Source organism: Paraburkholderia tropica (genome assembly GCF_914484835.1).
GTDB lineage: Bacteria > Pseudomonadota > Gammaproteobacteria > Burkholderiales > Burkholderiaceae > Paraburkholderia > Paraburkholderia tropica_A.
Map to the genome: position 1 here is coordinate 1 of NZ_CAJZAR010000095.1, position 23,950 is coordinate 23,950.

Sequence of the window (23,950 nt, forward strand, 5' to 3'; positions counted from 1 at the left end):
GCGCGGCGCGCTTGCCCGGCATCGGCGGACGCCAGATCGTCGGACGCTTGCGGCGCGTGCCGTCGAGCGGCGCGGCGTCGCCGGTGCCCGAGCCGATGTTCGGTCCCGTGCCCGCGGCGAGGCCGCCGCCCAGTCCCTGGCCGATTCCCGGGCCGATTCCTGGGCCGATACCAGCGCCGACGCTTGAGCCGACGCCTGAGCCCATTCCTGCTCCGAGCCCTTGACCCAGTCCCTGGCTCAACCCCGCGCCGAGTCCGCCGCCGCCGAGGCTTGCGGGCATGCCGGTCGTTGGCGCGATGTCCGGGCTCGATTCGCGGCGGCTGCGGCGCGAGCGGCGTTCGCCGTTGTCATCGTCGTCGCGCGAGGGGCGGATGTTCAGGCCGAGGCCGAGCGAGATGTCGGCCCAGACGAGGAAATCGCGCCAGCGGAAATCGATGAGCCAGGGCAGGCTCACGATAAACAGCGCCGTCATGGCGAGCGGTGCGGCGACGTGGCCGATCAGCTTGCCGAGCCCGTCGGCGAGCGCGTGGCCGAGCGCATCGAAACCCACGATGTGCAGCAGCGACGCTTCGAGCGCGCAACTCGAGAGAAGCACGCAGAAAAAGCCGAGCCAGAGCCGGATCGTGCCGGGACCGCGCAGTCCCGCGCCGCCGGGCAGCACCGACTTCACGAGACGCCAGATCAGGGGGATGAACCAGACGGCCGACAAGCCGAACCAGCCAGGAACTACCGTGTGCATGCCAGAGATCAGTGATTAAAAGAGGTGCAACGTGTCGAGTGTTCGAGTGTAACCGCAAGGACCCCGCGCGCCGCAACGCGCGTTGTCGCCGCGCCGCAGTGGGCTTCGCGGCGGGCGTCTCGGCGAGCTTCACAGCGAGCTTCCCGGTGCGCTTCGCAGCGTGCCTGACGGCCAGCCGCGCCGCAAAAAAAGAGCCGCGCCGGGCGAGGGCGCGGCTGCCAGTCGATGCGGTCCGTCACTCGCCCTGCTTGGCGGGCTGCGCGCCCGAGGCCGGCGCGGCTGCCGCGCTGGCCGTGCTCGCGAAGGTCAGGCGGTCGCCGTTTTCCAGTACGAGCAGCAGCGCCTGCGGATCGCGCATCTGCACGCCGCTGCGCGCGACGTGCGAGAGCGCGTCGAGATAGGCGCCTTCGATTTCGCCGCCCGCGCCGACGCACGCCATGCGCGTGCCCGCGAGCTGGCCGAACGAGAGCAGGCCGTTCTTGAGGACGTAGCTGCCGGTGTAGCGGTTGCAGCCCGAGTAGCCGCTCGCGCGGCGCTGGCCGGTGGCGGTCGAGAGATCGAGCGTGACCGGACGCGCGCCGGGCGCGTTCGCGGCGGAGTTCGCCATTGCACCCGTGACCGCACCCGGCAGCGAGCGCAGCGAACCGTCGGCGTTCTTCCACTCGACGAGCTGCCAGTGCGAGTTGTCGAGCAGCTGCGTGGCGGCCGGATTGAACGGATCGGGCGGCGGCGCGGATGCGTCCTGGTGCACCGGCAGCTTGCACGCGGCCAGCAGCAGCGCGGCGGCCGTGGCGGCCGCGAGCGGCGCCGTGCGCGAAACGAGCGACGTGAGCGAAGCGCGCGAGGCGCGAGCCTGGCGCGCCGTGGAGCGTCCGGCAAGGCGGTGGCTCGATCGTTTGAGCATCGCGAAATTCCTGGTAAGCAGCGAGAAGGCGTAAGCGTAACGCACCCGCCCCGCACAAGCGAGCGCAAACCTCCAACTGGCGCGCCACGGATCTGTGTCCAGATGTATCTGCGCCGTGCCCGCGAAGTGTCCGCGATCCACGCGGCGATCTGTCCGCGTTCTATCCAGACGGCATCAGACGCCATGCGCGCGCGTGTTAACATCGGCGCTCTCTCGCATTCGTGCATCACCCGTGGCGCGCGCCGGGTCCGTCCGGCCGCCTCACCGTCATTCTCTGGAGACATCATGCAGACCGGCCCCCGCATCGGCACGCCGCTTTCCGCTTCCGCCACCCGCGTCATGCTGCTCGGCGCTGGCGAGCTTGGCAAAGAAGTGATCATCGCGCTGCAACGCCTGGGCGTGGAAGTGATCGCCGTCGACCGTTACGAGAACGCGCCCGGCCATCAGGTCGCGCACCGCGCGCACGTGATCGACATGGCCGATCCCAAGGCGCTGCGCGCGCTGATCGACGCCGAGCGTCCGCACCTGATCGTGCCGGAAATCGAGGCCATCGCCACCGATGCGCTCGCCGCCGTCGAAGCCGAGCGTGTCGCCGAGGTGATCCCGACCGCGCGCGCCGCGCAGCTCACCATGAACCGCGAGGGCATCCGCCGTCTCGCCGCCGAGGAACTGGGCCTCGCGACCTCGCCGTATGCGTTCGCCGACTCGCTCGACGAACTGAAGGCGGGCATCGCCAAGGTCGGTTATCCGTGCGTGGTGAAGCCGGTGATGTCGTCGTCGGGCAAGGGTCAGTCGGTGCTGCGCAGCGACGCCGATGTCGAGGCCGCCTGGCAATACGCACTCGCGGGCGGCCGCGTGAACCACGGCCGTGTGATCGTCGAGGGCTTCATCGACTTCGAATACGAGATCACGCAACTGACCGTGCGCGCCACCGATCCGTCGAGCGGCGAGGTGCAGACGTACTTCTGCGATCCGATCGGCCACAGGCAGGTCGACGGCGACTACGTGGAATCGTGGCAGCCGCAACCGATGAGCCCGAAGGCGCTCGAACGCTCGCGCGAGATTTCGCACAAGGTGACCGAGGCGCTGGGCGGGCGCGGCCTGTTCGGCGTCGAGCTGTTCGTGCGCGGCGACGACGTGTGGTTCTCGGAAGTGAGCCCGCGTCCGCATGACACGGGCCTCGTGACGCTCGCGTCGCAGCGCTTCTCCGAATTCGAACTCCACGCCCGCGCGATTCTCGGCCTGCCCGTCGATACGACGGCGCGCGGTCCGTCGGCGTCGGCGGTGATCTATGGCGGCATGGACGAGCGCGGCATCGCGTTCGAGGGCGTCGCGGATGCGCTGGCCGTGCCGGGCGCGGACCTGCGCCTGTTCGGCAAGCCGGAAAGCTTCACGAAGCGCCGCATGGGCGTGGCGCTCGCGACCGGCGTGGATCTCGAAGAAGCGCGTGCCCGCGCGCGTGCCGCCGCAGCGGCGGTGCGTCCGGTCAAGGGCTGAGCGGCGACTTCGGCTTGGGCCTGCGCTTCGGCGTGTCAGCATTGATCGAGGGTAAGCCCGTCACGCGCGGGACGTCCCATAATCGCCGGTCCTGCGCTGGGTAAGGCGGGCATCCGGCGGGCGGCGCAACGCGGCCCGGGTTATCGTGTCGGGCAACCGCGTAGAGGTCGGAACATGAAGTCGATGCTGGGCAAACGGGCGCGTCGTGCGGCCGTGCTGGTGAGTTTCGCGGTCTGCGGTCTGGCGCTGACGGGTTGCGGCGCGGTCGCCGCGCCGTGCCGCGTGGCGTCGGCGGGACTCAAGATCGTGCCGGTCGTCGGCCATCTGGCGGCGGCGCCCACCGACGCCTGCGCGGCCGTGATCGATCCGTGACGCCGCCGCGCGCCCGATTTCCGGCGCGCGCGGCGCGCTTCGCGGCAACTGCCGGAGAACCCGCAATGACAGCCGTTGGCGCAGCGCTTCGTTCGACGTTGTTTCCGAAGTTTTCTTGTTTCGCTCCCGCTCTTTTTCGCGCGCCGCTCGCGCTCGGTCTGGCCTGCGCCGCGCTGCACGCGAGCGCCGCGCCGCTCGAAGTGCGCGAAATCCAGACTCAGGCGCGCCACACGTTCAGCTACACCTGCGCGGACGGCACGACCTTCAAAGTGACCTACATCAACGGCACGAACGGCCAGAGCTTCGCGCTCGTGCCCGTCGAGGGCCGCCGGCTGCTGTTCGTCGGCGTGATCGCGGCCTCGGGTGTGAAGTACGTCGCCGACCGCTATACCTGGTGGACCAAAGGCCCGGGCGCCGATCTCTACGACGCCATGTCCGAGGCGAGTCCCAAGCCGCTGCTGAGCGGCTGCGCGACCATCATGCGCTGAGGCGGGCGCGCCGCATTCATCACGCCTTTGCCCGTCTAGCCGACGCATTCTCGCCCCCGGTAGTACCCTGTCGGGCGTAAAACCGGGCGAGCGCCTGCGCGCGCGCCGCACGCGAAATTCGAGCCGGTATCGCGCTGATATCGCGCTGATATCGAGCCGGTTTCAGGCAAACCGCAAGCGTAGCGAGGTGGCGATGAAAGCATCCGATCTGTTCGTGAAAGCATTGGAGGCGGAGGGCGTCGAATACGTGTTCGGCATCCCGGGCGAGGAAAATCTCGATCTGCTCGAATCGCTGCGGCGCTCGAAAATCCGCCTGATCGTCACACGCCACGAACAGGCCGCCGGTTTCATGGCCGCGACCTACGGACGGCTGACGGGGCGCACGGGCGTCTGTCTCGCGACGCTCGGCCCCGGGGCGACCAACTTCGTGACCGCCGCCGCCTACGCGCAGCTCGGCGGCATGCCGATGCTGATGGTCACCGGCCAGAAGCCGATCAAGTCGAGCAAGCAGGGCCACTTCCAGATCGTCGACGTGGTGCGCATGATGGAGCCGCTCACCAAGTACGCGCGCCAGATCGTTTCCATCGGCAATATTCCTGCGCTCGTGCGCGAGGCGTTCCGCCAGGCCGAGCAGGAGCGTCCGGGCGCGGTGCATCTCGAACTGCCCGAGGACGTCGCCGACGAAGAGGGTGACGGCAAGCCGATTCCCAAGAGCTTCAGCCGCCGCCCGGTCGCCGAGGAAAAAGCGGTCGCGCACGCGGTGGCGGCGATCTGCTCGGCGCGCCATCCGCTGCTGATGATCGGCGCGGGCGGCAACCGCAAGACCACGCGCAACGTGCTGCGCGAATTCGTCGACCAGACCGGCATCCCGTTCTTCACCACGCAGATGGGCAAGGGCGTGATCGACGAATCGCATCCGCTCTGGCTCGGCAACGCCACGCTGTCGGACGGCGACTTCGTGCATCGCGCGATCGAGCATGCCGACTGCATCATCAACGTCGGCCACGACGTGATCGAAAAGCCGCCGTTCTTCATGCGCAGCGCCGAGGAAAAGACCGTGATCCACGTGAACTTCCTGGGCGCGGAAGTCGATCCGGTCTATTTCCCGCAGATCGAGGTGGTCGGCGACATCGCCAATGCGGTGTGGCAGCTCAAGGAAAGTCTCAAGCCGCGCGAGCACGCGTGGGATTTCGCGCGCTTCGCGGAGATCAAGCGCCACTTCGACGCGCATCTCGCCAAAGGCCAGCACGACGCGCGCTTTCCGATGTATCCGGTGCGGCTCGTGCACGACGTCTACGGCGCGATGCCCGAGGACGGCATCCTGTGTCTCGACAACGGCATGTACAAGATCTGGTTCGCGCGCTACTACCGCGCCCGCGAGCCGAATTCGGTGCTGCTCGACAACGCGCTCGCGTCGATGGGCGCGGGGCTGCCCTCGGCGATCGCGACGCGCATCGTCCACCCCGAGCGCAAGGTCGTGGCCGTCTGCGGCGACGGCGGCTTCATGATGAATTCGCAGGAGCTGGAAACGGCGGTGCGCATGAAGCTCGATCTCGTCGTGCTGCTCTTGCGCGACGACGCCTTCGGCATGATCCGCTGGAAGCAGGAAAACATGAATTTCCCCGACTACGGCATGACGCTGCAGAACCCCGATTTCGTCGATTACGCGCGCAGCTACGGTGCGCACGGTCATCGCGTGACGGAAGCCGACCAGCTCAAGCCGCTGATGGAGCAATGTTTCGCGCAGCCGGGCGTGCACGTGATCGACGTGCCGATCGACTACTCGGACAACGAGCGCGTGCTCAATCGCGAGATCAAGCGTCTGAGCGCGCAGCTCTGAGCAATTCGCTGAGCCATTCGCTAAGCCATTCGTTGAGCCATTCGCGCGGGCGTGCGCATTGCGCGCCGTCCCGCATTGCCTGACTTCAGGCGCAGTGCAGGCGCGGCTGATCCGATGCGACCAGTCGTGACCCAATGGACCGCGCTTCCCCGGAGAACACGCCATGCTCAAGCCGACCTATCCGTACTATCTGGCGAACCAGGCCGTCGCCGCCAACACCGATCTCGACGTCACCGACAAATACAGCGGCGAAGTCGCCACGCGCGTCGCGCTCGCCGACGCGAAGGCGATCGATCAGGCCATCGCCGCCGCCGAAGCCGCCATGCCCGCCATGCGCGCGTTCCCGCCGTTCAAGCGCCAAGCCGTGATCGATCATTGCGTCGCGCGTTTTCGCGAGCGTTTCGACGAGCTGGCGATGGCGCTCTGCATCGAGGCCGGCAAGCCGATCAACGATGCGCGCGGCGAGGTCACGCGCCTGATCGACACCTTCCGCGTGGCCGCCGAGGAGAGCGTGCGCATCGACGGCGAGATTGTGAACCTGGAGATCGCGCCGCGCGCGAAGGGCTATCACGGCTACGTCAAACGCGTGCCGATCGGGCCGTGCTCGTTCATCTCGCCGTTCAACTTTCCGCTCAATCTGGCCGCCCACAAGGTCGCGCCCGCGCTGGCGGCGGGCGTGCCGTTCGTGCTCAAGCCCGCGAGCCGCACGCCGGTGGGCGCGCTGATCATCGGCGAGGTGCTGGCGGAAACCGATCTGCCGAAGGGCGCGTTTTCGATCCTGCCCGCGCACCGCGACGGCGCCGATCTGTTCACGACCGACGAGCGCTTCAAGCTGCTCTCGTTCACGGGCTCGCCGGGCGTGGGCTGGGATCTGAAGAAGAAGGCGGGCAAGAAGAAGGTGGTGCTGGAACTGGGCGGCAACGCGGCGGCCGTGGTCGACGCCGATCAGGGCGCGAAGCTCGATTACGTGGTGGACCGGCTGGCGTTCGGCGCGTATTACCAGTCGGGGCAGAGCTGTATCGGCGTGCAGCGCATTCTCGTGCACGCCTCGCTCTACGACGCGCTGCGCGAGAAGCTGATCGCCAAGGTCAAGACGCTCAAAATGGGCGATCCAAAGGACGAAAAAACCTTCGTCGGGCCGATGATCTCGGAGTCGGAGGCGAAACGCCTCGCGGGCTGGATGGAGCAGGCGGTGCTGGCGGGCGCGAAGATTCTCGCGGGCGGCCAGGTCGACGGCGCGATGTTCGAGGCCACGCTGCTCGAAGACGTGGGCCGCGGCACCGATCTGTATCGCAAGGAGGCGTTCGGGCCGGTGGCGATCCTCGAACGCTTCAAGGATTTCGGCCAGGCGCTCGACATCGTCAACGACAGCGACTTCGGGTTGCAGGCGGGCGTGTTCACCGACTCGCTGGCGAACGCACATCGCGCGTGGGACGAACTCGACGTGGGCGGCGTGGTGATCAACGATATTCCGTCATTTCGCGTCGATAACATGCCGTATGGCGGCGTGAAGGATTCGGGGCTGGGGCGCGAGGGCGTACGCTACGCGATCGAGGACATGACCGAATTGCGCCTGATGGTGATGCGCGAGACGTGGAAGGCCTGATGTCCGCGTGACGGATTGATGTAAAGGGTGGATGTAAAGGGCCGGATGCGGCGCGCCTGGCGCGCCGCGGACAATGCAGTGGTCAAAGCAGTGGTCAAAGCCGTGGCGCCCGTAGGCCAAGGTAAGCGCCGTTGGCAGAAGGCCGCCCCTGCGGCCATAGGGATTTATGCCAAGGTGCTACAATACCGGCCTTTCGCCGGATTGCGCCTGCAGGATTCGCAGGGGCAGCGCGGCGGGAACCCGAGGCGGCGCAGGTCTGCGCGCCCGGCACGCCGGCATGAACCGCCGGCATCGACTGAAACGGCCGCGCCCGAGCGCGCAGCCGGAAAGAGGGTACGAGCAAGCGTTCGAGCGGGATCGAGCGAATGGAACGGGTCGAGCGCGGTCAGAGCGCCAGCGCACCCCGCCACCGCCCCGCACGCCGCCGCCCCAGCGCTGCGAGCCGTCCGCCGGACGGCCCACGCGCTAGCGTGCTCCGCAGCCAGACCCGGCGCCAGGCGCCGTCAGGCGTACCCAGCAAGACCCACGCAACATCAGCAGTGATTATTTGAGGCGCGCCGCGCCTCGCGCGCATAGCGCCTTTATAGCGAAAGCCACCATGTCCGACACAGCCGTCACGCCCAGCACTGAGACCTTCGATCAGTTCGGCCTCGCGCCCGAGATCCTCAAGGCGATCCAGGAGCAGGGCTACACGACGCCCACGCCGATCCAGGCGCAGGCCATCCCCGTGGTCCTCACGGGCCGCGACGTGATGGGCGCCGCGCAAACCGGTACCGGCAAGACCGCGAGCTTCTCGCTGCCGATCCTCCAGCGTCTGCTGCCGCTCGCGAGCACGAGCGCATCGCCCGCCCGCCATCCGGTGCGCGCGCTGATCCTCACGCCCACGCGCGAGCTGGCCGACCAGGTCGCCAACAACGTGCGCACCTACGCGCAGCACACGCCGCTGCGCAGCGCGGTGGTGTTCGGCGGCGTCGACATGAATCCGCAATCGGACGAACTGCGCCGCGGCGTGGAAATCCTGATCGCGACGCCGGGCCGTCTGCTCGACCACGTCCAGCAGAAGACCACGAACCTCGGCCAGGTGCAGATGCTCGTGCTCGACGAAGCCGACCGCATGCTCGACATGGGCTTCCTGCCCGACCTCCAGCGCATCCTGAACCTGCTGCCGAAGGAGCGTCAGACGCTGCTGTTCTCGGCCACGTTCTCGCCGGAAATCAAGAAGCTCGCCGCGACCTATCTGCGCACGCCGCAGACCATCGAAGTCGCGCGCAGCAACTCGACGAACGCCAACGTCACGCAGATCGTCTATGAAGTCGCCGAAGGCGACAAGACCGGCGCGGTCGTGCAACTGATCCGCAGTCGCGGCCTCAAGCAGGTGATCGTGTTCTGCAACAGCAAGATCGGCGCGAGCCGTCTTGCGCGCCAGATCGAGAAGCAGGGCATCGTGGCCGCCGCGATTCACGGCGACCGCACGCAGAGCGAGCGCATGCAGGCGCTCGACGCCTTCAAGCGCGGCGAGATCGAGGCGCTGGTGGCCACCGACGTGGCCGCGCGCGGTCTGGACATCGCCGAACTGCCCGCCGTCATCAACTTCGACCTGCCGTTCAGCGCCGAAGACTACGTGCACCGCATCGGCCGTACGGGCCGCGCGGGCGCGACCGGCGACGCGCTGTCGCTGTGCTCGCCGAACGAAAAGAAGCAGCTCGCCGATATCGAAAAGCTGATCAAGCGTCCGCTGACCGTCGAGCATCTGACGGTCGATACGCCGGTTGCGCACCACGAGGGCGGCAGCCGCCGCCGCGAGCGCGACGGCCACGAAGGTCGCGAGGGCCGTGAAAGCCGCGAGGCGCGTGAAGGCCGCGAAAGCCGCGAAGGCCGTGGCGAGCGCGTTGGCCACCGCCGTCCGGGCGCGCACGAGCGTCCGCATCATCACCGTTCGTCGCAGCCCGTCGATGACTTCTTCCTGAAGCCCTACGAACCGTCGGCGGCCGCCCGCAGCAAGGCCGACGACAAGCCCGCGCCGTCCAACGCGTCGCAGAAGCAGTCGAAGCAGCCGCTCGCCGCGCTGCTCGGCGGCCTGGGCGCGGGATGGCGCAACAAGCCGACTTCGTCGTCGTCTTCGTAAGCTTTGCCCGGCGCTTGATCGACGTTTAATCGACGTTTGATCGGCGCATGAAAAAACGGCATGTCGTGTTGAGCGACATGCCGTTTTTGTTTGTGCGGCGCGTTTATTGCGCGCGTGAATGTTCCGGTAGTCGCGCGAGCCGCCGCTTCCAGGCGTCGATGGCGTCGGCCTGAAACGCTTCGAATGTCGTCGGCGCGGCGTCGTGCAGATCGAGCCCGAGATGGCGTGCCGCGCCCACCAGCGCCTCGATCGGACGCGCGACGTCGAGCGCCAGCGCGCCGGTCTGCTTCGAGAGCTTGTCGCCGTCCGCGTTGGTGACGACCGGCACGTGCAGATACGCGGGCGTCGGCACGCCGAGGCACTGCTGGAGCCAGATCTGGCGTGCCGTGGAGTCGAGCAGATCCGCGCCGCGCACGATGTGCGTGATGTGCTGATCGGCATCGTCGACGACGACCGCGAGCTGATACGCCCACTGGCCGTCGGCGCGCAGCAGCACGAAGTCGCCGACTTCGGTCGCGAGATCCTGGTGCTGCGGGCCTTGCCAGCGGTCGTCGAAGCGGATCAGCGCGGGATTCGCGCCCGCGTTATCGGCATCGTCGGCGGGAAGATCGGGCACGCGCAGCCGCCACGCGCGCGCGGGCTTGCCGTGCAGGCCGTCGCGGCAGGTGCCGGGATAGATCAGCGTGGTATTGCGCCGATGCGCGTGCAGTTGCGAATCGGCGATTTCCTTGCGCGTGCAGCCGCACGGATAGACGTGGCCGGACGCGATCAGCGCGTCGAGCGCCGCGCGATAGAGCGGAATGCGGCGGCTTTGCCACTCGGGCGGTTCGTCGGCGTGAAAACCGAAGCGTTCGAGCGTCGCCAGGATGTCTTCGGCCGCGCCCGGCACCGTGCGCGGCCCGTCGATGTCTTCGACGCGCACGAGCCACGTGCCGCCGTGTGCGCGCGCGTCGAGCCAGCTCGCGAGCGCCGAGACGAGCGAGCCCAGATGCAGCGGACCGGTGGGCGAGGGCGCGAAGCGCCCGCGATAGCCTTGCGGCGCCGCGCTCACGCGCTCGCGCACGTTACGCAGCTTGCACGCTGGCCGCGCGCTGCGGATGGCAGGCCGGGCAGCTCTTGCCCGCTTCGTAGAGCGGCGAGGCCTGTTCGTCGGGCGTGACCACGGCGCGGCAGGCGAAGCACTGCACGGTGTCGGTGGGTTCGAGCTGCGGGTTGAGCGCGGTGCGCTGGTCGAACACGAAGCAGTCGCCGGTGTAGTGCGCGCCGCCCACTTCCTCGAAGTACTTCAGGATGCCGCCTTCGAGCTGATAAACGTGGTCGATACCCACTTCCTTCATGTGGATCGCGGCCTTTTCGCAGCGGATACCGCCTGTGCAGAACGACACGACGGTCTTGCCTTCGAGGTCGGCGCGGTTCGCGGCGATGACTTCGGGGAATTCGCTGAACTTGTCGATGCGGTAATCGAGCGCGTTGTCGAAGGTGCCGACGTCGATTTCAAATGCATTGCGCGTGTCGAGCATGACGACCGGACGGCCTTCGTCGTCAAAGCCGCGGTCGAGCCATTGCTTGAGCACGACCGGCGCGACCGACGGTGCGCGGCCTTCCTCGGGACGGATGGCCGGCTTCTTCATCGTGATGATCTCGCGCTTGAGGCGCACGAGCATGCGGTTGAAGGGGCGCGTTTCCGAGAAGCTCTCCTTGAACGGCAGCGTCGCGAACTTGCCTTCGAACAGCGGATCGTTGTTGATGTAATCCATGAAGGCGCGCACGTTCGGCTCGTCGCCGGCGACGAACAGATTGATGCCTTCGGGCGCGAGCAGGATCGTGCCGCGCAGGTCGAGCGCCTTGCAGCGTTCAAGGATGAACGGGCGCCATTGCTCGGTCTTGTCGAGGGTCGCGAACTGATACGTAGAGAGATTGAGAATGCGCATGGCCAAACTGTAAAAGCAGGATCGGACGGGCCCGGCGGGTTGGCTCGACGCGGATTGGGGCGATTCCTGCGATTCGGGCGATGTCGTCCTTGAAAGACGAGGGCGCAGAACGGGGGAATCGGGGCGAGATCGGGTGAAAAAGCCGGGTCTCGCGAGGCGTCGGGCGCGGCGGGCGCAATCCGCTATTATCCCTCAATCGCGCGATGCGCCGCCCGTCCGATGTACGCACGCACCGGGGCCGTTGCCGCTTCGGCGTGATCTTGCGCAAAGCCGGCGCACAGCCCGCGCACAGCCTTATCCGAATGGCCAACGTGGTCCCGAAGCCGCCCGGCGCGGCAAAAATCGCGTGACCGTAGAGGTACAATCACGTCCATGTCAGATCCCCGCTTCGTCCATCTTCGCGTCCACTCCGAATTCTCGATTGCCGACGGCATCGTGCGCCTCGACGACCTCGTCAAGGCGGCGGCCAAGGACGGCCAGGGCGCGCTCGCGCTCACCGACCTCAGCAACGCTTTCGGCCTCGTCCGTTTCTATCAGGAAGCCCGCGGCAAAGGGGTCAAACCCATTGCGGGCTGCGACGTCTGGATCATGAATCCCGACGACCGCGACAAACCATCGCGCCTGCTGCTGCTCGTGAAGGACAAGCGCGGTTACCTGAATCTTTGCGAGCTGCTGTCCAAGGCGTGGCTCACGAATCAGTATCGCGGCCGCGCGGAAGTCGACGTCGCGTGGCTCGAAGCGGGCCTGGGCGAAGGGCTGCTGGCCATCTCGGGCGCGCAGCAGGGCGACGTGGGCCTCGCGCTCGCGGCGGGCAACGCCGAAAGCGCGAAGCGCCATGCGCAGCGCTGGGCGAAGCTGTTCCCGAACGCGTATTACATCGAACTGCAGCGCTGCGGCCAGCCGGGCGGCGAGCAATACGTCGAGCAGGCGGTGGGTATCGCCGCCGAATTGCAACTGCCGGTGGTCGCCACGCACCCCATGCAGTTCATGACCGACGAGGAATACACCGCGCACGAAGCGCGCGTGTGCATCTCGGAAGGCGACATCCTCGCGAATCCGCGCCGCCAGAAACGCTTCACGACCGATCAGCGTTTTCGCACCCAGGACGAAATGGCCGCGCTGTTCGCGGACATTCCCTCGGCCGTCGCGAACACCATCGAGATCGCGAAACGCTGCAATCTGACGCTCGAACTCGGCAAGCCCAAGCTGCCGCTGTTCCCCACGCCCGACGGCCTGTCGCTCGACGACTACCTCGTGCAGCTTTCCAAGGAAGGTCTGGAAACGCGCCTCGTGCAGCTGTATCCCGACGAAGCCGAGCGTGACAAAGAGCGCGCGCACTACTACGAGCGGCTGGATTTCGAGTGCGGGACCATCATCAAGATGGGTTTTCCGGGCTACTTCCTGATCGTCGCGGACTTCATCAACTGGGCGAAGAACAACGGCGTGCCGGTGGGCCCTGGCCGGGGTTCGGGCGCGGGCTCGCTCGTCGCTTACGCGCTCGGCATTACCGATCTGGACCCGCTGCGTTACAACCTGCTGTTCGAGCGTTTCCTGAACCCCGAACGCGTCTCGATGCCCGACTTCGACATCGACTTCTGCCAGCACGGGCGCGACCGCGTCATTCAGTACGTGAAGGACAAGTACGGCGCGGACGCGGTCTCGCAGATCGCCACGTTCGGCACGATGGCGGCGAAGGCGGCGGTGCGCGACATCGGCCGCGTGCTCGATCTCGGCTATATGTTCACCGACGGCGTGGCCAAGCTCATTCCGTTCAAGCCGGGCAAGCACGTCACCATCGCCGACGCGATGAAGGAAGAACCGCAGCTTCAGGAACGCTACGACAACGAAGACGAAGTCCATCAGCTGCTCGACCTCGCGCAGCTCGTGGAAGGCCTCACGCGTAACGTCGGCATGCACGCGGGCGGCGTGCTGATCGCGCCGGGCAAGCTCACCGACTTCTGCCCGCTCTACACCCAGGGCGACGAAAGCGGCGTCGTGAGCCAGTACGACAAGGACGACGTGGAAGCCGTCGGCCTCGTGAAGTTCGACTTTCTGGGCCTGACCACGCTCACGATTCTCGACTGGGCCGAGCGCTACATTCGCATGCTCGATCCCTCGAAGAAAGACTGGTCGCTCGCCCAGGTGCCGCTCGACGACGCGCCGTCGTTCCAGATCCTCAAGAAAGCGAATACGGTCGCCGTGTTCCAGCTGGAAAGCCGCGGCATGCAGGGCATGCTGAAGGACGCGCAGCCCGACCGCTTCGAGGACATCATCGCGCTCGTGGCCTTGTATCGTCCGGGCCCGATGGACCTGATCCCGAGCTTCTGCGCGCGTAAGCACGGCCGCGAAGTGGTGGAGTATCCCGATCCGCGCGTCGAACCGGTTCTGAAAGAGACCTACGGCATCATGGTCTATCAGGAACAGGTGATGCAGATGGCGCAGATCATCGGCGGCTACTCGCTTGGCGGCGCCGACTTGCTGCGCCGCGCGATGGGTAAGAAGAAGCCCGAGGAAATGGCCAAGCACCGCGAGATTTTCGCGGAAGGCGCGGCGAAGAACGGCCTCACGCGCGAGAAAGCCGACGAAACCTTCGACTTGATGGAAAAGTTCGCGGGCTACGGCTTCAACAAGTCGCACGCGGCCGCCTACGCACTGCTCGCGTATCACACGGCATGGCTGAAGGCGCACCATCCGGCGGAATTCATGGCGGCCAATATGTCGCTCGCCATGGACGACACTGACAAGGTGAAGATCCTCTTCGAGGACTGCCTCACGAACAAGATGGTCGTGCTGCCGCCCGACGTGAACGCTTCGGCGTATCGCTTCGAGCCGGTCGCGGACGCCCATGTGGCCGAAGGCAAGCGCTCGCGCACCATTCGCTACGGTCTGGGCGCGATCAAGGGCAGCGGCCAGAACGCCATCGAAGAAATCCTGCGCGCGCGTAAAGAGGGCGGTCTGTTCAAGGATCTGTTCGACTTCTGCGAGCGTATCGACCGCCGTCTGGTGAATCGCCGCACGATCGAAGCCATGATCCGCGCGGGCGCGTTCGACACCATTCACGCGAACCGCGCGCAGCTGCTCGCGTCGGTGCCGATGGCGATGGAAGCCGCCGAGCAGGCGAGCGCCAACGCCATGCAGGCGGGTCTGTTCGACATGGGCGACGCGCCGCTGGCCGCGCACGAACTCGTCGACGAACCGGCGTGGGGCGAGAAGCGCAAGCTCCAGGAAGAAAAGGGCGCGCTCGGCTTCTATCTGTCGGGCCACCTGTTCGACGCCTACAAGGACGAAGTGCGCCGCTTCGTGCGCCAGAAGATCGGCGAACTGAAGGAAGGGCGCGACAAGCTGGTGGCGGGCGTGATCGCCTCGCTGCGCACGCAGATGACCCAGCGCGGCAAGATGCTGATCGCGCTGCTCGACGACGGCACCGGCCAGTGCGAAGTGACGGTGTTCAACGAGCAGTTCGAGGCCCACAAGGCGCTGTTCAAGGAAGACGAGCTGCTGGTCGTGCAGGGCGGCGCGCGCAACGACGCGTTTACGGGCGGCATCCGCTTTACCGTCGATACCGTCATGGATCTGGAGCGCGCGCGCAGCCGCTACGCCCAGGCCGTGAAGGTGCAGATGAACGGCAACGCCAATGCGGGCGCGCTGCGTGCGGTGCTCGAAGCGCATCGCGCGAAGCCCGACGACTCGTTGCCCGCGCCGGTCGAGCAGGCGCGCGGCCGTGGCGGGCGCGAGGGCGGTGGATATGGCGGCGGTCGCGATCGCGACCGCGACCGTGTCCAGGCCGTGATCCCGAACGGGCTCGCGGTGCAGATCGTCTATCGCAACGAGCGTGCGGAAGGGGAAGTGCGTCTGGGCGACGCCTGGCGCGTGAAGCCCACCGACGACCTGCTCGTCGCCTTGCGCGGCGAGTTCGCGGACAGCTCGGTCGAAATCGTCTACTGAAGATTCACGCGGATGCGGTGCGCGGCGCGCGGTGTTTCGTCACCGCCGCGCCGCGCGCGCGATTGGCGTGTTGTAGCGCGTTTCAGCGCTTTTTCGCGACCTTGCCGTCGCGCGTGAGCAGCGCGAGTTTCGCGTAACGGTAGTACGTCGTTTCCGCGTTGTTGATGGCGAGCATCAGCCCTTCGGCGCCATCCAGAAAGCCCGCGCGGATCACCCACGTGCGGAAGAACGCCCAGAAGCCCTTGCCCAGCGCCTTCGCGAGCGACGAGCGCTTGCCGTTTTCGGCCATCGTCAGCGCGCCTGCCGTCGAATAGACGTTGGTCTTGTCGAGCGCTTCGTGCAGGTCGGGCATCGAAATATGGATGAACGGGCCGTCGAAGCGCCCAGTCGTGCCGTCGATTTCCAGATGCGTGTGCGTGCGCACGTCGGTGAAGCGCGCGCTGCCGCGGCGGAACAGGCGCACGATGCGATCGGGCCACCAGCCCGAGTGCTTCATGAAGCGGCCGCAGAAGCTCGAACGGCGCGGCGTGCTGAAGGCCGTGTGCGGGCTCCCTTGAGCGAGCAGCGTCTCGATTTCGGCGCGCAGCTCGGGGCTCAGGCGTTCGTCGGCGTCGAGGCAGATCACCCAGTCGCCACGGGCTTCGGCGAGCGCGCGGTTTTTCTGCGGGCCGTCGCCGGGCCAGTCGGTTTCGAACACGCGTGCGCCCAGCGCGCGGCAAATGTCGGGCGTGCCGTCCGTGCTGCCGGAATCGAACACGATGGTTTCCAGGGCGAGTCCGCGCACGGATTCGAGGCAGTCGCGAATGTCGTGCGCCTCGTTCATCGCGACCACGATCACGGAGAGCGTGGCGCGCGGCGTGCTGCTGCCGGCCTGGCTCGGATGGCTCGCGCGATTCGGGGAAAGTCCTTCGGACATGAAGATGACGCCTGTTCTGGAGAGATATCGAATGCGGCGCACCGTCCGGTGGCGGCCCGGCGCGCAGAGGTGCGTATTCTAGTCCATGTCCTGCGGGCGGCCAGGGGGCGCGCGGCCGGCATGGCCCGTGCGCGGCCTGCGGTCGCCACGCCACACCGGTCCGCCGCGCGCGTCGAGCCGCGGCGCCTAGCGTATACAATGCGATACCTTGTTGCCGCACCCGGGCCGAAGCCCACGCGCGGCGCGAGACGAGACCATATTTTCAGCATCCGCCTTTCCAGAGGATTCCTTGAGCGAGAAGCCAAAACAATCCACCCTCAGCAAGCCGATCGGTAACGGTGCGGCTTCGAATCCGGCATCGGTTGGCCGCCGGTTGTGGCCCTATCTTAAGCCGCTCTTCTGGGTCTCGATCGCCGCCATCCTCACGCTGGCGCTGGTGGCCGCGACCGAGGCCGGCATTCCCGCGCTGCTCAAGCCGCTGCTCGACCACGGCTTCGGCACCAAGGGCAGCCCGAGCGCGATGTGGATCGTGCCGGTCGCCATCATCGGGCTTGCGCTGGTGCGCGGCCTCGCGCAATACGCGTCGGGCTATCTGCTCCAGTACGTGTCGAACCGCATCCTGCTGGAACTGCGCCTCAAGATGTTCGAGCGCATGATCCACGCGAGCGTCGGCTTCTTCCAGCGCGAGACGGCCAGCACGGTCATCAACGCGATCGTGTTCGAGGTCAACCAGATCCTGAGCGTGCTGATGGGCGTGCTCGTGACGTCCGTGCGCGATTCGCTCACGGTGTTCTTCCTGCTCGGCTATCTGTTCATCCTCAACTGGCGTCTGACGCTGATCGTGGCCGTGCTGCTGCCCGCCATCGGCTGGCTGGTCAGCAAGATCAACCGCCGCCTGCGCCGCCTGAACCGCGAGCACCAGCTGTTGACCAACGAACTGTCCTACATCGTCGAAGAGACCGTGGGCGGCTACAAGGTCGTCAAGGTGCACAACGGCGAGCAGTACGAAATGAACCGTTTCGGCGAGATGAGCCGCCGCCTGCGCGGCTATCAGATGCGCATGACGGTGTCGGGCGGGCTCGCGCAGCCGCTCACGCAGTTCCTCGCGTCGATCGCGCTGGCCGTCGTGGTGACCATCGCCGTGGTGCAGGCCTCGCATGACCAGACCACGGTCGGCGGCTTCGTCGCGTTCGTCACATCGATGCTGCTCGTGATTTCGCCGCTCAAGCATCTGATCGACGTGAACCAGCCGCTGCAGCGCGGCATGACGGCCGCCGAGCTGATCTTCGGCCTGATCGACGAACCGGCCGAGCCGGAAGGCGGCGGCAAGCCGCTCGAACGCGCGCGCGGCGAAATCGAGTTCCGCGACGTGTCGTTCGCCTATGGGCCGGAAGGGCGTGCGATTCTCGAACACGTGCACTTCAGCGCGGCGCCGGGCGAGATGATCGCGCTGGCGGGTCCGTCGGGCAGCGGCAAGACCACGCTCGTGAATCTGCTGCCGCGCTTTTTCGATCCGAGCGGCGGTCAGATTCTGGTCGACGGCGTGCCGTTGCCGGAGTACGACATCCACGCGCTGCGCAGCCAGATCGCGATGGTGAGCCAGGACGTCACGCTGTTCAACGACACGGTCGCCAATAACGTCGCGTATGGCCAGAAGGCTGATCCCGCGCGCGTCGAGCACGCGCTGCGCGCCGCCAATCTGTGGGACACGATCGCCGCGCTGCCCGAAGGCATCGCCACGCTCGTGGGCGACAACGGCATGAAGCTCTCGGGCGGTCAGCGCCAGCGCCTCGCCATCGCGCGCGCGATCTACAAGGACGCGCCGATCCTGATTCTCGACGAAGCCACCTCGGCGCTCGACTCGGAGTCGGAACGCCACGTGCAGGCGGCGCTCGAAACGCTGATGAAGGGCCGCACGACGCTCGTGATCGCGCACCGTCTGTCGACCATCGAGCGCGCGGACCGCATCCTCGTGATGGAAGCGGGCCGTATCGTCGAGCGCGGCTCGCATCAGCAACTGCTGGAGCAGCGCGGCCTGTACGCGCATCTGCACAAGATCCAGTTCCAGCAGCACGCCGCGTAACGACGTCTCAAGGCTGCATCGAGGTAGTGTGAATCACCCGAAGGCACGCGAAGTTTGCGTGCCTTCGTCGTATTCGGATGCCTCTGCGTCATCGCGCGTCGCGTAGGGCGCGCAACGGGGCGAACCTCCGCGCACCGGTAGGGCGCGAAGCTGGCGCTATATAATCGCCGGCACCAGATTGCATTGAAAATCACGTCGGACGGGTCATGAAGGTCGGAATTTCCAGCAACGCGCTCAAGCACAGTGGCGGTCTCGAACGCTATGCGATGGATCTCGTGCGTGGTCTCGCCGCGCGCGACATGCGGCCCGCGTTCTTCGCGCGCAAGTTCGATCTGTCGGTGCCCGAATGCGCGCTCGTCGAGCGCTATCGCATCAACGTCGCCTTCCTGCCGGGCAAGCTGCGCGACGTGTGGTTTTCGTGGCGGCTCGCCGCGCTGCGCCGCCGCGCGGCCGTGGACGTGCTGATCGGCTGCAATCGGGTCGATTCGTCGGAGATCGCCATTTGCGGCGGCACGCATCGCGGCTTCCTGCGCGCGACCGGCCGGCCGATGCGCCGCTCCGATCGCCGTCAGATCGAGCTGGAGAGCCGCCAATATGCGCAATCGCGCGTGATCGTGGCGCACTCCGAGCTGATGCGCGACGAACTGCGCGAACTCTACGGCATCGATGACAGCAAGATCCGCGTGCTCTGTCCGCCCGTCGACGGCACGCGTTTTTCGCCCGTGGACGCCGCCGCGCGCGCCGCGCTGCGCAAGCAGTACGGTTTCGCCGAACACGAAACGGTGCTGCTGTTCCCGTCGAGCAGCCACGAGCGCAAGGGCCTGCCGCTGATCCAGTCGGTGGTCGAGGCGCTCGATCTGCCGGTCGTGGTGGCGGTGGCGGGGCGGCCGCCCGAGCGCGCCAGCGAGCGCGTGCGCTATATCGGTTACGTGAAGGATCTCGAGAACGCCTATCGCGCCGCCGACTATTCGATCCTCGCTTCGACCTACGAGCCGTTCGGCCTCGTCGGCATCGAGTCGGTGATGTGCGGCACGCCGGTGATCTTCTCGACCAACATCGGCTGCGCCGACGCCATCGCCGATTCCGCCAAGCAGCTTTTCGCGCCCGGCGACGCCGCCGGTTTGCGCCGCATCATCGAGTCGGCCGTCGCCGCGCGCGCGCCGCGCCTCGATGCGGCCCCGAGCGACGCCATCCTCTACGACGCCAGCGTGCCCGCGCACGTCGACGCGCTTCTCGCCCTCGCGGCGGACATCGTTTCCGCCCGATAGTTGCGCCCGTTTGGGTGTCGCGACCGCGTGTCGCGTCGTCCAAACGCCCGCCAGGCGGGGCTTCTCGCGACTTTTCCTGATTCTGGAAGGGTCTTCTGAAAGTACCGGGGTTAACCCTGGTCTTCTAGAGGACTAGGATGTGCACATCGGTCGCATGCACATACCGTCGCACGTCGGCCGTCTAGTCCAAACTGGAGGTCGTATCATGAAGTCCCTGATTCAAGCCGTTGCTGTTGCCGCCGCTCTCGTCGTTCCCGTCGCTTCGTTCGCGCAGCAAGCTCCCGTCACCCGCGCCCAGGTGCGCGCCGAACTCGTCCAGCTTCAGCAGGTCGGCTACCACGTCGGCGATGGCGATCAGGCTCACTATCCGCAAGCCATCCAGGCCGCCGAAGCCAAGGTTGCCGCGCTGAACGGCCAGAGCGCCTACGGCGGTGTGGCGAACGCGTCGCAATCGGGTGTGCGTGCCGCGACCGTGTCGCAGCAAGACTGGAACGCGATGTACTCGCGCTAAGCGCCAGCCCCGCAAGACAGAGAAGCAAGGAATACGCGTGATGCCGCTGGAGGGCGGCACAGCATGAGCTGACGCGGCGATGCGGGCCCGGCGTCCACGCCCTGTGACGGCGCCGGACGCATCGCAAGGAACCTCCACTATCGGCCCTGCCGATGGTTTAGCCCGGGCACGGATGGGTGCCCGGGCGCTTTTTCCCCGGGAGCGGCCGGCCGGTTTGCGAGGGCTTGGTGAGTTTCGTGAATCTGCGGCGGCCCGCGAGGCTGGCGCCGCGGGCGCTAGCGCCCCGGCATCTCGCCGATGAGGTCTGCGCCGCGCAGTTGCGCGAGCAACGAATGCGCCTCGTCGAGCGGATTCCCCGACATCGGATGAAAGGCAAAGCGCGGCGACTTCGCCAGCGTCGGAAAATGCTTGCGCGTGCTGCGCGCGTAGGCCGGATCGTAGTGTTCGGTCACGAGCGCCTCGGACAACGCCAGGCGGCTATCGTCGTCGAGCAGCTTGCACCACGATTCGATGCGCTCGCGCCCATGCAGCGGCGTGAGCCTGACCAACTGTTCCCGGAAGTACTCGCGTTCGTCGAGCAGATGCCCGTATTCCTCGAGCAGCAGCGCCACGCGTTCCTCGTGCGCCACGTCCACCACGACGCACGGCGCGCCATGCATGGTGTCGACGAGCGAAATGGGCAGCGTGATCGCGCCGATGCGCCGGCTCTCTGCTTCCACGAACACGGGCTGCGTGGCGTCGAAGCCGCGCAGCGTCTGCGCGAGCGTGGTGTCGAACCACTTCTGCGAAGGCTGTGCGCGCGAGGGCAACGCGCCGAGCAGCGAACCGCGATGCGCCGCGAGCGCTTCCAGATCGAGAATCTGCGCGCCGGCCCGGCCGAGCGCCTGCAGCAGACGCGTCTTGCCGCTGCCGGTCGGCCCCGTGAGCACGAGATAGCGGAACTGGGCGGGCAGGGCGTCGAGCGCTTCGAGCACGCTATGACGGTAGGACTTGTAGCCGCCTTCGAGTTGCCGCGCGCGCCAGCCGATCATGTTGAACATGGCCGTCATCGAGCCGGAGCGCTTGCCGCCGCGCCAGCAGTAGATGAGCGGGCGCCAGTTGCGCGGACGGTCGGCGAAGGTCGTGTCGAGATGATGCGCGATGTTGCGCGCGGCGAGCGCGGCACCCAGACGCGTGGCGTCGAACGGCGACTGCTTGTACAGCGTGCCGACGATCACGCGCTCCTCGTTGCTGAGCACGGGCGCGTTGATCGCGCCCGGCATGTGGTCCTCGGCAAATTCGAGCGGCGTGCGGACATCGACGACCTCTTCGAATTCGCCGAGCTGGGAAAGGGTGACGCGCTGGTGATTCAACTGCGGTGCTCCGGTGATGCGATGACTGCGTGCTGCGCTGCGGCTACATCAGCACGATATCGTACTGTTCCTGACTCAAATTCGATTCCACCTGCAACGACACCGGCTTGCCGATGAAATCGATCAGCATCGCGAGATGCTGCGACTCTTCTTCGAGAAACAGGTCGATCACCTGCTGCGACGCCACCACGCGGAACTCGCGCGGATTGAACTGACGCGACTCGCGCAGGATTTCACGCAGCACGTCGTAGCACACCGTGCGCGACGTCTTCACCTGACCCTTGCCCAGACACGTGGGGCACGGCTCGCACAGCACATGCGCGAGCGATTCGCGCGTGCGCTTGCGCGTCATTTCCACGAGACCGAGTTGCGAGAAACCGTTCACGGTCACGCGCGTGCGGTCGCGTGCGAGCGCCTTCTTGAGTTCGCCGAGTACCTGGTCGCGATGCTCCAGGTTCTCCATGTCGATGAAGTCGATGATGATCACGCCGCCCAGATTGCGCAGGCGCAGTTGCCGCGCGATCGTGTGCGCCGCTTCGAGATTGGTCTTGAAGATCGTGTCGTCGAAGTTGCGCGCGCCCACATAACCGCCCGTGTTCACGTCGATCGTCGTCATCGCCTCGGTCTGGTCGATCACGAGGTAGCCGCCCGACTTCAGGTCCACGCGGCGCGACAGCGCACGCTGGATTTCGGCCTCGATGTTGTAGAGGTCGAACAGCGGACGCTCGCCGGTGTAGTGATGCAGCTTCGGCAGCACGGCCGGCGTGAACTCGCCCGCGAATTCGCTGAGCTTCTGGAAGGTCTCGCGCGAATCGACCTGGATGCGCGTGGTCTCGTCGTTGACGAAGTCGCGCAGCACGCGCTGGCCGAGGTTCAGGTCCTGATAGAGCAGGCTCGTGGCAGGCAGGCGCTGCCCCTGCGCGAGAATGGTCGCCCACGTCTTGCGCAGATACGCGACGTCGGCGGCCAGTTCTTCACTCGTGGCGTCTTCGGCGATCGTGCGCACGATGTAGCCGCCTTTTTCATCGGCGGGCAGCACGGCCGTGAGGCGCGCGCGCACGGCTTCGCGTTCGGCTTCGCTCTCGATCTTCTGCGAGATGCCGATATGCGGCTCCTGCGGCAGATAGACGAGCGTGCGGCCCGCGATGCTCACTTGCGTCGAGAGGCGCGCGCCCTTGGTGCCGATCGGGTCTTTCACGACCTGCACCATCAGCGTCTGACCTTCGAACACGGTCTTTTCGATCGGCTGATGATGCGCGCTCGAATGCGTTTCACCGGCGATGCGCGGATGCCAGATATCGGCCACGTGCAGAAAGGCGGCGCGCTCCAGACCGATGTCGATAAAGGCCGACTGCATGCCGGGCAGCACGCGCACGACCTTGCCGAGATAGACATTGCCGACGCGCCCGCGCGACAGCGTGCGCTCGACGTGAAGCTCCTGTACTGCGCCCTGCTGGACCAGCGCGACGCGCGTCTCCTGTGGCGTAATGTTGATCAGGATTTCTTCGTTCATGATTGTTGTTTAAAAGTCGATGCTCGCGGCGCGCAGGAGGGCGGCCGTTTCGAACAGAGGCAAACCCATGATACCCGAATAGGAACCGTCGATTCGCTCGACAAATTCGGCCGCGCGGCCCTGAATGCCGTAGGCGCCGGCCTTGCCGAACGGCTCGCCGCTCGCCACATAGTGGGCGATCGCGGCGGGCAGGGCGGCCGCGAAACGCACATGCGAACGTGAGACCGCGACGGGCAGGCACACGCCTTCCGCGTTGACCACGGCCACGGCGGTGAGCACTTCGTGCTCGCGGCCTGCGAGGCGTTCGAGCATCGCGTAGGCGTCGGCGGCGTCGTGCGGCTTGCCGAGGATATGGCCGTCGATGCTGACGGTCGTGTCGGCGGTCAGGATCGGCGCGTGCGCATGCGCGCCCGCCACGAGCCGGGCGCGCGCGGCGTCGGCTTTCGCGGCGCACACGCGCTCGACGTAGACGGCGGCGCTTTCACCGGGCAGCACGGCTTCGAGCGCTTCGGCGTCTTCGTCGGGACGCGGCAGCAGCAATTCGAAACGCACGCCGAGCTGTTGCAGCAGCTCCTGGCGGCGCGGGCTCTGCGAGGCGAGATAGACGAACGGATAAGTCGCGGTGGTGGTCATCGGGGCGTCTTCACGGGGCGGAGTTCGGGTGGGAGCAGGCGTTGCGGCGTCGATGCGTGCGGCATCGCGCGGGGGCACGACGGGCGCGCTTCGGCATCCGCATGGGCTCCCGCGTTCGCTTACGCGTTGGTTCCCGCATGAGTTCCCGCATGAGTTCCCGATTGTGCCTGCTTCGAGCCTGCATTGCGCCAGCCATGATGACCGGCTGGCGGCCATCGAAGCAGCGG

The 23,950-nt window shown here is 66.8% G+C and carries 17 protein-coding genes and 1 pseudogene; 10 read left to right on the forward strand and 8 right to left on the reverse strand.

The genetic code is table 11. From position 1 onward, the window contains the following. Positions 1–739 (reverse strand): annotated as a pseudogene (locus LDO54_RS34590) (DNA translocase FtsK 4TM domain-containing protein); the annotation flags it as partial. Between the two features lie 235 nt (positions 740–974). Continuing rightward, entirely contained in the window at positions 975–1,643 is a 669-nt protein-coding gene (locus LDO54_RS34595; RefSeq protein ID WP_224016881.1) for an META domain-containing protein, read from the reverse strand. Between the two features lie 285 nt (positions 1,644–1,928). Between LDO54_RS34595 and purT the strand changes: the two genes are divergently transcribed. From purT to LDO54_RS34625, 6 genes are all read left to right on the forward strand, one after another. Next, a complete protein-coding gene (purT, locus tag LDO54_RS34600) occupies positions 1,929–3,140 on the forward strand; it encodes a formate-dependent phosphoribosylglycinamide formyltransferase (RefSeq protein ID WP_224016884.1) in 1,212 nt (403 codons plus the stop codon). A 183-nt stretch (positions 3,141–3,323) separates the two neighbouring features. Beyond that, complete coding sequence (locus tag LDO54_RS34605) at positions 3,324–3,512, forward strand: DUF6726 family protein (RefSeq protein WP_224017096.1); 189 nt, start codon at positions 3,324–3,326, stop codon at positions 3,510–3,512. Positions 3,513–3,577: 65 nt separating this feature from the next. Next, positions 3,578–4,000 carry an MliC family protein gene (locus tag LDO54_RS34610; RefSeq protein ID WP_224016885.1) on the forward strand — a complete coding sequence of 141 codons (423 nt, stop codon included), beginning with the start codon at positions 3,578–3,580 and terminating at the stop codon, positions 3,998–4,000. A gap of 193 nt (positions 4,001–4,193) precedes the next feature. After that, positions 4,194–5,840, forward strand: a complete 1,647-nt coding sequence (locus LDO54_RS34615) for an acetolactate synthase large subunit (RefSeq protein ID WP_224016887.1) — start codon at positions 4,194–4,196, stop codon at positions 5,838–5,840. A gap of 163 nt (positions 5,841–6,003) precedes the next feature. Beyond that, the gene (locus LDO54_RS34620) at positions 6,004–7,446 is read left to right on the forward strand and encodes an aldehyde dehydrogenase family protein (RefSeq protein WP_224016889.1); all 1,443 of its coding nucleotides are present in this window, start codon (positions 6,004–6,006) and stop codon (positions 7,444–7,446) included. A gap of 598 nt (positions 7,447–8,044) precedes the next feature. After that, positions 8,045–9,571, forward strand: coding sequence for a DEAD/DEAH box helicase (locus tag LDO54_RS34625; RefSeq protein ID WP_224016891.1), 1,527 nt, complete (start codon positions 8,045–8,047; stop codon positions 9,569–9,571). Between the two features lie 103 nt (positions 9,572–9,674). Here the strand turns inward: LDO54_RS34625 and gluQRS are convergent, their stop codons facing one another. Both gluQRS and LDO54_RS34635 read right to left on the reverse strand, forming a co-directional pair. Then, positions 9,675–10,634 (reverse strand): tRNA glutamyl-Q(34) synthetase GluQRS, encoded by a 960-nt coding sequence (gene gluQRS / locus LDO54_RS34630; protein ID WP_224016893.1) that lies wholly within the window; start codon positions 10,632–10,634, stop codon positions 9,675–9,677. 1 nt (position 10,635) lies between these two features. Further along, on the reverse strand, positions 10,636–11,502 hold the full coding sequence (locus LDO54_RS34635) for a sulfurtransferase (RefSeq protein ID WP_224016895.1): 867 nt from the start codon (positions 11,500–11,502) through the stop codon (positions 10,636–10,638). A 363-nt stretch (positions 11,503–11,865) separates the two neighbouring features. Here LDO54_RS34635 and dnaE point away from each other — a divergent pair, with 363 nt between their 5' ends. Then, complete coding sequence (gene dnaE, locus LDO54_RS34640; protein ID WP_224017098.1) at positions 11,866–15,447, forward strand: DNA polymerase III subunit alpha; 3,582 nt, start codon at positions 11,866–11,868, stop codon at positions 15,445–15,447. Positions 15,448–15,529: 82 nt separating this feature from the next. Here dnaE and LDO54_RS34645 read toward each other — a convergent pair whose 3' ends face one another. Further along, a complete protein-coding gene (locus LDO54_RS34645; protein WP_224016897.1) occupies positions 15,530–16,363 on the reverse strand; it encodes a glycosyltransferase family 2 protein in 834 nt (277 codons plus the stop codon). 289 nt (positions 16,364–16,652) lie between these two features. On the opposite strand from LDO54_RS34645, the gene msbA reads away from it, so the two are divergent. The 3 genes from msbA to LDO54_RS34660 all read left to right on the forward strand — a co-directional run bounded on the left by msbA (position 16,653) and on the right by LDO54_RS34660 (position 20,225). Next, on the forward strand, positions 16,653–18,446 hold the full coding sequence (gene msbA / locus LDO54_RS34650) for a lipid A export permease/ATP-binding protein MsbA (RefSeq protein ID WP_224016899.1): 1,794 nt from the start codon (positions 16,653–16,655) through the stop codon (positions 18,444–18,446). A 206-nt stretch (positions 18,447–18,652) separates the two neighbouring features. Then, positions 18,653–19,714 carry a glycosyltransferase family 4 protein gene (locus tag LDO54_RS34655; RefSeq protein ID WP_224016901.1) on the forward strand — a complete coding sequence of 354 codons (1,062 nt, stop codon included), beginning with the start codon at positions 18,653–18,655 and terminating at the stop codon, positions 19,712–19,714. 205 nt (positions 19,715–19,919) lie between these two features. Further along, positions 19,920–20,225 carry a DUF4148 domain-containing protein gene (locus tag LDO54_RS34660; RefSeq protein WP_224016904.1) on the forward strand — a complete coding sequence of 102 codons (306 nt, stop codon included), beginning with the start codon at positions 19,920–19,922 and terminating at the stop codon, positions 20,223–20,225. 275 nt (positions 20,226–20,500) lie between these two features. Here LDO54_RS34660 and mnmH read toward each other — a convergent pair whose 3' ends face one another. Genes mnmH through LDO54_RS34675 form a run of 3 tightly spaced genes read right to left on the reverse strand, consistent with a single transcriptional unit; the run spans position 20,501 to position 23,723 of the window. Next, positions 20,501–21,577, reverse strand: coding sequence for a tRNA 2-selenouridine(34) synthase MnmH (mnmH, locus tag LDO54_RS34665; RefSeq protein WP_224016906.1), 1,077 nt, complete (start codon positions 21,575–21,577; stop codon positions 20,501–20,503). Between the two features lie 43 nt (positions 21,578–21,620). Beyond that, positions 21,621–23,090 (reverse strand): ribonuclease G, encoded by a 1,470-nt coding sequence (gene rng / locus LDO54_RS34670; protein WP_065064480.1) that lies wholly within the window; start codon positions 23,088–23,090, stop codon positions 21,621–21,623. Positions 23,091–23,099: 9 nt separating this feature from the next. Then, positions 23,100–23,723, reverse strand: a complete 624-nt coding sequence (locus LDO54_RS34675; RefSeq protein WP_224016909.1) for a Maf family protein — start codon at positions 23,721–23,723, stop codon at positions 23,100–23,102. Between the last annotated feature and the right edge of the window lie 227 nt (positions 23,724–23,950).

What these genes read in the sequence shown, in the direction of transcription:
- LDO54_RS34595 (WP_224016881.1), bottom strand. Translation starts at nt 1,643, where the DNA reads ATGCTCAAACGATCGAGCCACCGCCTTGCCGGACGCTCCACGGCGCGC.
- purT (WP_224016884.1), top strand. Translation starts at nt 1,929, where the DNA reads ATGCAGACCGGCCCCCGCATCGGCACGCCGCTTTCCGCTTCCGCCACC.
- LDO54_RS34605 (WP_224017096.1), top strand. Translation starts at nt 3,324, where the DNA reads ATGCTGGGCAAACGGGCGCGTCGTGCGGCCGTGCTGGTGAGTTTCGCG.
- LDO54_RS34610 (WP_224016885.1), top strand. Translation starts at nt 3,578, where the DNA reads ATGACAGCCGTTGGCGCAGCGCTTCGTTCGACGTTGTTTCCGAAGTTT.
- LDO54_RS34615 (WP_224016887.1), top strand. Translation starts at nt 4,194, where the DNA reads ATGAAAGCATCCGATCTGTTCGTGAAAGCATTGGAGGCGGAGGGCGTC.
- LDO54_RS34620 (WP_224016889.1), top strand. Translation starts at nt 6,004, where the DNA reads ATGCTCAAGCCGACCTATCCGTACTATCTGGCGAACCAGGCCGTCGCC.
- LDO54_RS34625 (WP_224016891.1), top strand. Translation starts at nt 8,045, where the DNA reads ATGTCCGACACAGCCGTCACGCCCAGCACTGAGACCTTCGATCAGTTC.
- LDO54_RS34635 (WP_224016895.1), bottom strand. Translation starts at nt 11,502, where the DNA reads ATGCGCATTCTCAATCTCTCTACGTATCAGTTCGCGACCCTCGACAAG.
- LDO54_RS34645 (WP_224016897.1), bottom strand. Translation starts at nt 16,363, where the DNA reads ATGTCCGAAGGACTTTCCCCGAATCGCGCGAGCCATCCGAGCCAGGCC.
- LDO54_RS34655 (WP_224016901.1), top strand. Translation starts at nt 18,653, where the DNA reads ATGAAGGTCGGAATTTCCAGCAACGCGCTCAAGCACAGTGGCGGTCTC.
- LDO54_RS34660 (WP_224016904.1), top strand. Translation starts at nt 19,920, where the DNA reads ATGAAGTCCCTGATTCAAGCCGTTGCTGTTGCCGCCGCTCTCGTCGTT.
- rng (WP_065064480.1), bottom strand. Translation starts at nt 23,090, where the DNA reads ATGAACGAAGAAATCCTGATCAACATTACGCCACAGGAGACGCGCGTC.
- LDO54_RS34675 (WP_224016909.1), bottom strand. Translation starts at nt 23,723, where the DNA reads ATGACCACCACCGCGACTTATCCGTTCGTCTATCTCGCCTCGCAGAGC.